The following is a 12,692-nucleotide window of genomic DNA, read 5'->3' on the forward strand; positions in this document are numbered from 1 at the left end:
CACCCCCGAGCCGCCGCACGGGAAGCAAGGGGCCGAACGCGTTAGTCAGTCATCGTGTTCTGCCCCCGGCGGCAGCGGGCCCCCATCGCCCGCTGCCGCTCTAACATCGAAGCATGTCGCCCAAAAGTGCACGGCGGTTTTGGCAAAACGACATGCTTGAACGAAAGCTTTTGCGCTCATGGCGGCCCCTCAATCTTCCGGCGAAATCGCGTATAACGGCTCTATGAAGATTCTCGTCATAGAAGACGATCGCGAGGCGGCCGACTATATGCAGAAGGCCTTTGCCGAGGCTGGGCACACCGCCCATGTCGCCGGCGACGGCGAAACCGGCTTTGCGCTGGCCGATGCCGGCGACTATGACGTGATGGTCGTCGACCGCATGATGCCACGCCGCGACGGGCTCTCCGTCATTGCCGGCCTGCGCTCGCGCGGCAACACCACGCCGGTGCTGATCCTGTCGGCGCTGGGCGAAGTCGATGACCGCGTCACCGGTCTGCGCGCCGGCGGGGACGACTATCTGACCAAGCCCTATGCCTTTTCCGAATTGCTCGCCCGCGTCGAGGTGCTGAACCGCCGCGCCAGCGCCAGGGAGGCCGAAACCGTCTACCGGGTCGGCGATCTCGAGCTTGACCGGCTGTCCCATTCGGTCAAGCGCGCGGCGCGCGAGATCACGCTGCAGCCGCGCGAATTCCGCCTGCTCGAATATCTGATGCGCCATGCCGGCCAGGTGGTGACGCGCACCATGCTGCTCGAAAATGTCTGGGACTATCATTTCGATCCGCAGACCAACGTGATCGACGTTCACGTCTCGCGCCTGCGTGGCAAGATCGAGAAGGGTTTCGACAAGCCGATCCTGCATACGGTTCGCGGCGCCGGCTATATGCTGAAGAGCGGCTAGAGCATGATCCCAAAAAGTAGGTACCGGTTTTTGGAGAAGATCATGCTCCAACAAAGGGGTAGGTCATGGTGAGATTTCAGCCAAATCTCATCATGAGCTAGAACTCGATGGCCCTTTCCCTGCCGGCCATCATGAGGACGACGGCGGCGCGGCTTTCAGCGCTTTATTTCCTGCTTTTCGCGCTATGTGCCGTGTTGCTGGTCTTCTACATGACGTCGTTGTCGGCCCGCATGCTGACCGGCCAGACCCAGCAGACCATCAATGACGAGGTGCTCGGCCTCGCCCGTGCCTATCAGAGCGGCGGCCTGCCGCGCCTGGTGCGCGTCGTCGAGCAGCGCTCGCGCCAGCCCGGCGCCAACCTCTATCTCATTGCCGATGTCAACGGCCAGATCCTCACCGGCAACGTGCAGAGCCTGGCACCGGGGGTGCTCGAGACCGATGGCTGGACGACCGAACCCTTCTCCTATCGCCGTTTCGGCGAAGGTGAGCTCGAACGGCAGCGCAACCAGGCTTCTGACCCGAATGGCGCGCAGCCCGGCGAGACCGAAATTCAGTCCGAGGGCGAGAAGGGCCACAACGCCATCGCGCTGGTGCTGCGGCTGCCCAACCAGATGATCATGCTTGTCGGCCGCGATCTCGGCGAACCCGAGCGCTTCCGCGCCGTCGTCCGCCGCGCCCTGATGCTGGCGCTGGGCATGATGGGAGTGGGCGGGCTGCTGATCTGGTTCCTTGTCGGCCGCGCCGCGCTGAAGCGCATCGATAGCGTCTCGGAAGCAAGCCGCCGCATCATGGGCGGCGATCTCACGGGACGGCTGCCGGTGACCGGCGCCGGCGATGAGTTCGACCGCCTGTCGGAAAACCTCAACACCATGCTGGCCAGGATAGCGACGCTCAACGAAGGGCTGAAGCAGGTCTCCGACAACATCGCCCATGATTTGAAGACGCCGCTGACCAGACTGCGCAACCGCGCTGAGGCGACACTTTCGGGCAAGCACAAGACCACCGACTACCGGCAGGCGCTGGAAGGCACCATCGCCGAATCCGACCAGCTGATAAAAACCTTCAACGCCATCCTGATGATCTCCAGGCTGGAGGCCGGCTATTCCTCGGAGAGCACCAGCAAGGTCGATCTCGCCGCCGCGGTGCATGACGTTGTCGAGCTTTATGAGCCGGTGGCGGAGGAGGCTGGCGTGGTGCTTGAAACTGCCGCGGACGGGAATTTTTCCGTCGATGGCAACCGCGAGCTGATCGGCCAGGCACTGTCGAACATCGTCGACAACGCCATCAAATACTCGACCGATGCGACGGAAAAGCCTGCCGTGCGCGTAGCCCTGCAGCGCGTCGGTCACGAATTCCGCCTTTCCGTTTCCGACAATGGCCATGGCATCCCCGACGATGCCGACCGCGCCAGGGCGACCGAGCGCTTCGTGCGGCTGGAAAAGAGCCGCTCGCAGCCGGGATCCGGTCTTGGTCTCAGCCTCGCCAAGGCGATCATGACTTTTCACAATGGCCGGCTTGAACTTCTGCCTGCCAATCCCGGATTGTCCGTTATCATGAGCTTCCCGGCGCGGGAGGACCATTGATGGCGGTGAGGATGGCTGCGAAACGGATCGAGACCGAATGGCGCCTGCAACTGGCGGCGCAGCTCGCGCCGCTGGATGAGACTCGCGCCCGGCGTGAACTGTCGGAGATCGCTGGCGATGCCAAGGACGAGAACCTGCCGCGTCTGGCGAAATTTCTAGGGGGCAAGGGCGCCGCACAGGAGTTTCTCGCTGCCGTCTTCGATCTCTCGCCCTTCCTCCGCGATGTCGCGCGCCGCCGGCCGCAAATCCTCGACGCGCTGTTCGATGACGGTGTCGAGGCCAGGCTGACCAGCATTGCCGAAGCGATCGGCAAGGCCGCCTTTGCCGAGACCGTTTCCGAATCCAGCCTGATGATGGAACTCAGGCAGTGGAAGGGTGAAGCTCACTTCCTGATCGCACTTGCAGACCTCTCCGGCGAGGCCGATGCCGCGCTGACGGTAAGGCGCCTCAGCAATCTCGCCGATGCCTGCACCTGCGCGGCGGTCGACTTCCTGCTGCGCGAGGCGCACAGCCAAGGCAAGCTCAAATTGCCCGATCCCGAAAATCCGTCACGGCAATCCGGCTGGATCGTGCTCGGCATGGGCAAGCTTGGCGCGCATGAACTGAATTTCTCCTCCGACATCGACCTCGTCGTCTTCTTCGATCCGGATGCGCCGGCGATCGTCGATCCGCTCGACGCCACAGAGCTGTTTGCGCGCCTGACCCGCAGGCTGGTCCGCATCCTGCAGGACCGCACCGGGCACGGCTATGTCTTCCGCACCGATTTGAGGCTTCGTCCCGATCCAGGCTCGACGCCGCTGGCGATCCCGGTCGAGGCAGCACTTCGCTACTATGAGGCGCGCGGCCAGAACTGGGAGCGCGCCGCCATGATCAAGGCGCGTCCCGTGGCCGGCGATCTCGATGCCGGGGATGCGTTCCTGCGGGAATTGCAGCCCTATGTCTGGCGCAAATACATGGACTATGCGGCGATCGCCGACGTTCATTCGATCAAGCGCCAGATCCATGCCCACAAGGGTCATGGCGAGATCGCGGTCAAAGGACACAACGTCAAGCTCGGCCGCGGCGGCATTCGCGAAATCGAGTTCTTCGTCCAGACCCAGCAACTGATCGCCGGCGGCCGTTTTCCGGAGCTGCGCGGGCGCGAGACGGTGCCGATGCTGGGTGCGCTGGCGGCGCGCAACTGGATCACCGCCGATGCACGCGACGCGCTCACGCAGCAATATTGGTTTCTGCGCCGCGTCGAACACGCCATCCAGATGGTCGCCGACGAGCAGACGCATATTCTGCCCGACGATGATGAAGGGCTGGAACGCATCGCCCATATGCTGGGCTTTGCCGATGCCGCCAGATTTGCCGAAACCTTTCGCGCGGCTTTGCATGAGGTCGAGCGCCATTACGCCGCGCTGTTCGAGACCGCGCCTGAATTGTCGGCCGGCGTCGGCAATCTGGTCTTCACCGGCGATGTCGACGATCCCGACACGCTGCAGACCTTGCACGGCCTTGGCTTCCAGCGGCCAAGCGACATCTGCCGCGTGATTCGAGGCTGGCATTTCGGCCGCTACCGCGTCACCCAGTCTGCGGAAGCGCGCGAGCGGCTGACCGAACTGACGCCGGCGCTGCTCAAAGCCTTCGGCCAGACGCGCCGGGCCGACGAGGCGCTGGTTCGCTTCGACGAATTCCTCGCCGGCCTGCCCGCCGGCATCCAGCTGTTTTCGCTGCTGCAGTCGAATCCCGCCCTGCTGAAACTAATGGCGACGATCATGGGCGCCGCGCCTCGGCTGGCGGCAATCATCACAAGGCGCCCGCATGTCTTCGACGGTCTGCTCGACCCGGCGCTGCTCGCCGAACTGCCCAACCGAGCCTATCTCTCAGCGCGGTTGGCCGCTTTCATCGAAGGCGACCGGGCTTATGAGGACGTGCTCGACCGTTTGCGCATCTTTGCCTCCGAGCAGAAATTCCTGATCGGTGTCAGGCTGCTCGCCGGCTCGATCGACCCGGCGCGCGCCGGCCGCGCCTTTTCCGATCTCGCCGACCTCACCATCGACGCCGCATTGCAGGCGGTGACCACCGAATTCGCGCTGCGTCATGGCCGCATCGCCGGCGGCACCGTGTCGCTGCTCGGCATGGGCAAACTCGGCAGCCGCGAGCTCACCGCCGGCTCCGACGTCGACCTCATTCTGCTCTACGACCACGACCCGGATGCCGACGAGTCCGACGGCGACAAGCCGCTCGCACCATCGCACTACTATACCAGGATGACGCAGCGGCTGATCGCGGCTGTCTCGGCGCCGACCGCCGAAGGCGTTCTCTACGAGCTCGACCTGCGCTTGCGGCCATCCGGCAACAAGGGGCCGGTGGCCACCCACATCGATGCCTTCAAGAAATACCAGCGCCAGGAGGCCTGGACCTGGGAGCACATGGCGCTGGCCCGGGGGCGCGCCATCGGCGGCGACGCGGCCCTTTGCGCCGAGGTCGAGGCCGAGGTGGCGGCACTTCTGGCCTTGCCGCGCGACGCCGCCAAGGTGAGGGCGGAGGCATCCGAGATGCGCGCGCTGATCGAGAAGGAAAAATCGCCGCGCGATCTCTGGGACATCAAGCTCATCTCCGGCGGCCTCATCGACCTCGAATTCATCGCGCAGGTGGCGGTTATAACCGGGCAGGTCGAAGCCGGCCGCAGGGTGACCGCGACCGGCGAAATCCTGGCGCATCTGTCGCCGGATTTCGCCGAGGCCGACGTCAGGCAGCAGCTTTGCGAAGCCTACCAGCTCTATCTGGCGCTGACCCAGATGACGCGGCTTTGCCTCACCGGCGCATTCGAACGCGATGACGTTCCGCCGGGATTGTCGGATCTGCTTCTGGCGGTGACTGACCTGCCGGATTTCGGTGTGCTGGAAGCACATCTCAAGGAGACGTCGCAAAAGGTCAAAAAGGATTTCGACCTTTTGCTTCGTACGAAACGGTTGTGAGGGCGTGAAGCGCTGGCGGCTGTTTCGGATCGCATCGGGGGTGACGATGCAACAGGAGATACCCATGAGAAAGACAACCGGACTTGCCCTTGCCTTCATCGCGCTTGCCGGCGCCGTCGGCACCACCGCCTATGCCGAGAACAATGCCAGCGCCAGAATGCGCGAGGGCACCATGATGCGCCTCGACAAGGCGATGAAGGATTCCAACGGCACCATCAGCTTCGACCAGTTTTCCGACGCCATGAACGCGCGGCTGAAGAAGCTGGTCGCCGATAATGGCGGCAAGCTGACAGTCGCCCAGCTCGCTGACGCGCTGGAGAAGGCGCGGTTCGAGGAAATGGCCAAGCGCATCGTTGCCCGCTACGACAGCAAGGGCGACGGCACGCTGACCACGGACGACATCACCGGGCGCGAGAAGAAGGTGTTCGCCATGCTCGACCGCAACAATGACGGCAAGATCGAGCGCAACGAACTCCCAAAGAAAGGCCGCATGGGCCGCCACCACCAATGGGACGGCGGCGACGACAGCATGGAGTGAAATGGCGATATGTCTCCGGCGGCGAAAGCCGCCGGAGCCCTTACATGACCGGGGCTACTCAGTCCTTGAACGCGGCGGAGAGCACCGCTCGCATTGGCGGGCCGTCAGGCCGCCGCCTTCACCGCCGGTTGCGCCTTCTTCACCGGGATGCGCACCGACACGATCGTGCCGACGCCTTCGGTCGAGCGGATTTTCAGCGCTCCTCCTTGCAACTCGGCCAGCGAGCGCGAGATGGCAAGGCCGAGGCCGGAACCGGCGTGGTTCTTCGAAAACTGGTTCTGCACCTGTTCGAAGGGGCGGCCAAGCTTGCTCAGTGCCTCCTTCGGAATGCCGCAGCCATTGTCCTCGATGGTCAGCACCAGCGCGCCTGACGTGTTGCGGGCGCGCACCGAGATATGGCCGCCCTGGCCGGTGAACTTCACCGCATTCGACAGCAGATTGATGGCGATCTGCTTGATCGCCCGGCGGTCGGCGAACAGCGTCATCGTATCGGCGATGCGGGTTTCGACCGTGATCGATTTCTCCGCCGCCTGCAGCGAGATCACCCGCACCGTCTCGCGGATCAGCGGGCAGAGATCGATTTCCTCGCGGTCCACCGAGAATTGGCCGGCTTCGATCTTCGACATATCGAGTATGTCGTTGATGACGCCGAGCAGATATTTGCCGCTGCCGTTGATGTCGTTGGCATATTCCTCGTAGCGCGGCGAACCGAGCGGCCCGAACAGGCCTTGTTCCATCAGTTCGGAGAACCCGATGATGGCGTTGAGCGGCGTGCGCAGCTCGTGCGACATGTTGGCCAGGAATTCGGATTTGGCCCGATTGGCGGCCTCGGCGCGCTCGGTTTCCTTCATATATTCGCGGTTGAGCTCGACCAGTTCCTTGGCGCGCTCTTCCTCGGCCCGGCGGGCGAGGCTGAGGTCGTGGATGGTCGCCATCAGCCGGCGCTCGCTGTCGACCAGCTTTTCCTGGTGCAGCTTGATCTGGGTGATGTCGGAGCCGACGGAGACCGTGCCGCCGTCCCGGGTCCTCAGTTCGTTGACCTGCAGCCAGCGGCCGTCGGAGAGCTGCCGCTCGAAGGTTGCGCCCCCTTGCGGCCCGTTGGTGTTGGCCAGCCGCCGTTCAGAGGCGAAGGCCAGCATGCGCTCTTCAAGCACGGCGCGCGCAGCGCCCGGCATGACGTCGCGGTCCGACAGGCCGTTGTCCTTCTGGTATTTGGAATTGCACATGATCAGGCGCTGGGCGGCATCCCACAGCACGAAGGACTCGTTGATGTTTTCGATCGCGGTCCGCAGGCGCAGGTCGGCCGCCTCCGAGCGCAGCGCCAGATGCCGCTGCTCGGTGACGTCGACGGCAATGCCGATCAGCTGGATCTCAGGCGCTTCCGGGTCGATCACCTGGGCCCTGGCGCGCATCCACACCCACTGGCCGTCGGCGTGACGCATCCGGAACACCTGGTCGATATGGTCGATCTCGCGCTCGACGATTTTGTTGGCCAGCTCGAACAGGTCGCCGTCCTCGGGGTGGATGATGTCGTCGACCTCGCCGAACGACAGCATCGAGTTGCAGGGCTCGTAGCCCAGCATGTCGTACATCGAGCGCGACCAGTACATCTTGCCGCGCACCATGTCCCAGTCCCACAGGCCGCAGCGACCGCGAACCAGCGCCATGTCGATGCGCTGATGGGCTTCGAGATAGATGCGGTCGGCTGTCTGGGCGCGCGATGCCTGGCCGAAATAGGCGTAGAGGATGATGATCAGCACGCCGGCTGTCAGCACAAACAGCGTGACGTTGAGCGAGACGGTCTTGCGCCAGTTGTCGAACGCCGCTTCCTGCGGCACCAGCACGGCGGCGGCGTTCTTGCGGTCCCGGGTCAGGCTCACCGCCGCGTACCAGTCCTGGCCGCCGATGCTGACATCCATGACCCCGGCGCGGTCGCCGAACATGAACAGCGGCTGGCCGTCCAGCACCAGGCTGTCCAGCGATCGCCCTTGCCAGCCGGTCGACAGCGGCGACACGGCAATGATCTTGAAGGCGCTGTCGGTGATCACAAGCACATGGCTTCTGCCCATGGCGCCCTGGCGGCTCGTGCTTTCCAGAAGATCAATTGCACCGCTGGATGCCGCGGTCGGGTCGGCCGAGATTGCGTTCGCCATCTGGCCGGCGGCGAGACCTAGCACCGCCTTGCCATCGCGCTCGGCCTCGTCGCGCTCGTTCATCAGCGACAGCACGCGCAGTGCGGCGATGACGATCAGGAAGATGATGATGAGAGCCGGTATCGAACGGCGCAGAAGGGGTTCGGCAGCCAGGAGCCGCCGGTAGGCTGGTTCAGCGATGAGCCGCGTATTGCCGGCGAGGCCGTCGCCTCGCGCCTTGCGCCGCTCAAAAGCCGTCCCTTCGGGCGCGCCCCACGCGTCCGCCTTGGCCATAAATGGCACTCCCCGAATTTCCGTACGCTTGACGATCCGGCAACACCGCACATCCGAATCGTCTGTAAAGAATCAAAGGTGATTCGCCTTGTCCAGAGGCGCGGCCGAAAAACATTAAAAATTGATTGAAATAACGCTGAAATCCCTCCCCTTGAGGGGAGGGTGGCCCGAAGGGCCGGGTGGGGTCCTCGGCGAAGCGCTCGACTCTCTCAATCACGGTCGAAGTTGGTCGAGGTCGCGCACTGCCGCAACGACCCCACCCGTCCATCCGCCTTCGGCGGCTGTCCACCGTCCCCTCAAGGGGGAGGGATCAGGCCAGCGTTCGCTCCACAATGTCCCGCAAATCCGCCGACAGGTTCTCGGCACCGGCGATGGCCAGCAGCGCTTCCCTGGCCTTGGCTTGCCTGCCCGGCTCCAGCGAGCGCCACGAGCGCAGCGCTGTCGCCAGCCTGGCCGCCACTTGCGGATTGCGTTTTTCAACCTCGAGTACGGTCTGGGTAAAAAACCGGTAGCCTTCGCCATCGGCGCGGTGGAAGCCGGTCTGGTTGGCGCTGGCGAATGTGCCGACCAGCGAGCGCACCCGGTTCGGATTGGCCATCGAGAAAGCTGCGTGGCCAGTCAGCTCGCGTACCGTGTCGACTGTCCGGCGTCCCGGCACGCTGGCCTGGATCTGGAACCATTTGTCCATGACCAGCGGATCGGCGCCATAACGCGCCTCGAAATCGGCCAGCGCCTTGATCGCCTCCGGCGAACCGTCATGGCGGTGCGCAAGGACGGTCAGCGCTGCGGCGCGGTCGGTCATGTTGGTCGCGGTTTCGAAATGCCGGGCGGCGAGCGCAGCACCTTCCGGCAGCAGCGAGAGGTAGTCGAGCAGGATGTTGCGCAGCGCGCGGCGTCCCGCACTTGCCGCGTCGGGGCTGAACGGCCCGTCGTCGGCTAGGCGGCCGTAGAGCTTGGCGAAGCTGTCTTTGTTGGCGCGCGCGATTGCCAGCGCCAACGCCTCGCGAGCGGCAAAGATGGCGTCAGGATCGATGTTAGTGCCGAGGTCGCGGGCAATGTCGGCCTCGCCGGGAAGTGACAGCGCCAGTGCCCGGTAGGCAGGCTCCAACGTCTCGTCGCCGGCGATCTTCCCGGCAAGTCCGGTCAGCCTGGCGGTGAAAACCGGTTTCGCGCCGCCGAGGATCTGGCGGAAGGCCGCTATCAGCGCATCTGTGAGCAGCGTGTTGAACGCCTGCCAGCGCGCGAAGGCATCGCTGTCATGGCCGGCGAGGAAGAACTGGTCGTCGGCCTTCTGCTCGACCGAAAGCGTGATCGGCGCCGAAAAGCCGCGATTGAGCGACACCGCCGGCCGCTCCGCAACGCCTGAGAAGCGCACCATATGTCGGCGCTTGCGGATGTGGATAACGCCGTCCTCGACGGTGGCTCCCTCGACGCCATCATAGGCGACCGGCTCACCGCCCGCGCCGACCAGCCCGAAGGCGAGCGGAATGTGCATCAAGCGCTTGCGGCTCTCCGACGGTGTCGGCGGCACCGACTGCTCGATCTCAAGCGTAAACTCGCGCGTCGCCGGATTGTGCGTCGAACTGACGGTCAGGTTCGGCGTGCCCGCCTGGTGATACCAGAGCGCGAACTGCGACAGGTCGCGCCCGGAGACGTCCTCGAACACCTTCAAGAAATCCTCGATCGTCGCTGCTTCGCCGTCATGGCGCTCGAAATAGAGGTCCATGCCGGCGCGGAACGTGTCAGGTCCGAGAATGGTGCGGATCATGCGCACGACTTCCGAGCCTTTTTCGTAGACGGTCGCCGTGTAGAAATTGTTGATCTCGCGGTAGCGGCGCGGCCGGACCGGATGCGCCAGCGGTCCCTGGTCCTCGGGGAACTGGTGCGCCCTGAGCGTGCGCACTTCGGCGATGCGCTTGACCGCGCGCGAGCGCTGGTCGGCGGAGAATTCGTGGTCGCGAAAGACCGTCAGCCCTTCCTTCAGGCAGAGCTGGAACCAGTCGCGGCAGGTGATCCTGTTGCCGGTCCAGTTGTGGAAATACTCATGCGCTATGATCGCCTCGATATTGGCGAAATCGGCATCGGTCGCGGTTTCCCGGTCGGCCAGCACATATTTGTCGTTGAAGATATTGAGGCCCTTGTTCTCCATGGCCCCCATGTTGAAGTCGGAGACGGCGACGATGTTGAAGACGTCGAGGTCGTATTCGCGGCCGAACGCCTGCTCGTCCCATTGCATCGAGCGCTTCAGCGCATCCATGGCGTAGCCGGCAAGCCCCTCCTTGCCTGGCTCGACATAGATGCCGAGTTCGACCTCGCGCCCGGACATGGTGACGAAACTGTCCGCAACCTTGCCGAGATTGCCGGCCACGAGCGCAAACAGATAGGATGGCTTGGGGAAGGGGTCGTGCCAGACTGCAAAGTGCCAGCCGTCGGCAAGCGCCCCGCTTTCGACCGGATTGCCGTTGGAAAGCAACAGCGGCGCTTCGTCCAACCTTTCCTCGATACGCACGGTATAGACCGACAGGATGTCGGGGCGGTCGAGGAAATAGGTGATGCGGCGAAAGCCCTCGGCCTCGCATTGCGTGCAATAGACATTGCTGGAGCGGTAGAGGCCCATCAGCGCCTCATTGCTGGCCGGCGCGATCTCGGTCTCGAGCAGCAGCTGGAAACGGGCCGGCGGCCTCAAAATGGTCAGCTGGTCCGGCGTGGCGAGATACTCGGCCGGGGCAAGCTCGCGACCGTCGATGGCAATGCGCTTGAGCACCAGCCCGTCGCCGTCCAGCACCAGCGACGTCGAGGCGGCGGCGCCATCGCGGCGTTCGATCGTCAGCACTGCGGTGACACGCGTTGCGTCTGGCGAAAGGCGGAAGGTGAGGCCGGTTTGCGGGATGGAAAAGTCGTTGGGGCGGTAGTCTTCGAGCTTGAAGACCTGGCCGGTATCGGTTCGCATTCCCTTGGGTTTCCCTGTCGCTATCGGAGCCGCTGACGTGTCCTGGCCCATTAATCTAAAGTTGCGCGCTCTTTACACGAAACGGTCACTCGACAAAACTGCGCCAATGCCTATTTCGGGGCGTTCCCCTTCCGCCATCATCGTGAGGCCTTGATGACCGTCGTCACATCGAAGTTCGGCATGGGCGCCTGTGTACCGCGTCGTTCGACGCGCATCTCAGCGGAGATCCGGGAAGCAACAGAACAGTGAAAGCCGGACCTGGAGACGAAGCGGGCGGGAAACTGTCCGATCATCCCGGCGCGCATCGGCCCAATAATCGATGTCGATTTTTGGAAAGCACGATGCGCAGATTTAAAGTGTCAGAGCGTCCTTTGCGCGTCGAAGACGACGCGCGGCGCTCTAATGTTCTCACCGGGATCATGCTCAAGGTCATGTCGGTGGCGGTCTTTGTCGGCATGCAAACCTGCATCAAGGCCGCCGGCACTTTGCCGGCCGGCCAGATCGTCTTCTTCCGCTCCTTCTTCGCCATCTTCCCGATCATCGCCTTCCTGGCCTTCAAGAGAAAACTCGGTACGGCGTTCGCCACCAAACGCCCGCTGAACCACATTGCGCGCGGTGTCGTCGGCGTTTGCGCCATGGGGCTCGGCTTCTTTGCGCTGACCCGGCTGCCGCTGCCTGAGGCGATCACGCTGAACTATGCCCAGCCTTTGCTGGTGGTGGTGTTCTCCTCGCTATTCCTCGGCGAAGCCATTCGCGTCTATCGCTGGAGCGCGGTTGCGGTCGGTCTGGTCGGCGTGCTGATCATCTCCTGGCCGGAGCTGACGCTGCTCACGTCGGGCGTCGCGCTCGGCGACCAGGAGGTGCTGGGCGTCATCGCTGCTCTTGTTTCTGCAGCAATCTCCGCCAATGCCATCCTGCTCGTGCGCAATCTTGTCCAGACTGAACGAACAGCGACCATCGTGTTGTGGTTCTCGGCGACGGCGAGTGTCATGGCGCTGCTTACGCTGCCCTTCGGCTGGCAGGCGCTGACGCCGCTGCAGGCCGGTCTGCTGGTCGCAGCAGGGTTCTGTGGCGGGCTGGCGCAGATTTTGATGACGGCGGCGTACCGCCATGCCGAAGCTTCGGTGGTGGCGCCGTTCGAATACACCTCGATGATCCTCGGCGTGGTCGTCGGCTATTTCGCCTTTGGCGATATCGCCACCATCAACACGCTCGTCGGCGGTGTGATCGTCGTTGCCGCCGGCATGTTCATCATCTGGCGCGAGCGCCAACTCGGCCTGGAACGCACCCGAACGCGCAAGGCAGCGCCACCACAGGGGTGAGGAGGTCCG

General features: G+C 63.9%; 7 protein-coding genes. 5 read left to right on the top strand and 2 right to left on the bottom strand.

Translation table 11 applies throughout. The features are described 5' to 3' along the window. Positions 1-223 precede the first annotated feature (223 nt). The 4 genes from X751_RS161410 (at position 224) to X751_RS161395 (ending at position 5,985) form a co-directional block, all read left to right on the top strand. Positions 224-898 (top strand): response regulator transcription factor, encoded by a 675-nt coding sequence (locus tag X751_RS161410; RefSeq protein WP_023670185.1) that lies wholly within the window; start codon positions 224-226, stop codon positions 896-898. Between the two features lie 107 nt (positions 899-1,005). Beyond that, the gene (locus X751_RS161405; protein WP_023743739.1) at positions 1,006-2,481 is read left to right on the top strand and encodes an ATP-binding protein; all 1,476 of its coding nucleotides are present in this window, start codon (positions 1,006-1,008) and stop codon (positions 2,479-2,481) included. Beyond that, positions 2,481-5,447 carry a bifunctional [glutamine synthetase] adenylyltransferase/[glutamine synthetase]-adenylyl-L-tyrosine phosphorylase gene (locus X751_RS161400; protein ID WP_031246849.1) on the top strand — a complete coding sequence of 989 codons (2,967 nt, stop codon included), beginning with the start codon at positions 2,481-2,483 and terminating at the stop codon, positions 5,445-5,447. Before X751_RS161405 ends, X751_RS161400 begins: the two co-directional genes overlap by 1 nt. A gap of 64 nt (positions 5,448-5,511) precedes the next feature. After that, complete coding sequence (locus tag X751_RS161395) at positions 5,512-5,985, top strand: hypothetical protein (protein WP_023732018.1); 474 nt, start codon at positions 5,512-5,514, stop codon at positions 5,983-5,985. A gap of 104 nt (positions 5,986-6,089) precedes the next feature. Here X751_RS161395 and X751_RS161390 read toward each other — a convergent pair whose 3' ends face one another. Together X751_RS161390 and pepN are read right to left on the bottom strand one after the other, a co-directional pair. Continuing rightward, the gene (locus X751_RS161390) at positions 6,090-8,411 is read right to left on the bottom strand and encodes a PAS domain-containing sensor histidine kinase (protein WP_023684522.1); all 2,322 of its coding nucleotides are present in this window, start codon (positions 8,409-8,411) and stop codon (positions 6,090-6,092) included. 310 nt (positions 8,412-8,721) lie between these two features. Then, the gene (gene pepN / locus X751_RS161385) at positions 8,722-11,361 is read right to left on the bottom strand and encodes an aminopeptidase N (protein ID WP_023743741.1); all 2,640 of its coding nucleotides are present in this window, start codon (positions 11,359-11,361) and stop codon (positions 8,722-8,724) included. A 419-nt stretch (positions 11,362-11,780) separates the two neighbouring features. Between pepN and X751_RS161380 the strand changes: the two genes are divergently transcribed. Continuing rightward, positions 11,781-12,683 (top strand): DMT family transporter, encoded by a 903-nt coding sequence (locus X751_RS161380; protein ID WP_023687251.1) that lies wholly within the window; start codon positions 11,781-11,783, stop codon positions 12,681-12,683. Positions 12,684-12,692 lie beyond the last annotated feature (9 nt).

Source organism: Mesorhizobium sp. LNJC394B00, from assembly GCF_000502555.1.
Taxonomy (GTDB): Bacteria; Pseudomonadota; Alphaproteobacteria; order Rhizobiales; family Rhizobiaceae; genus Mesorhizobium.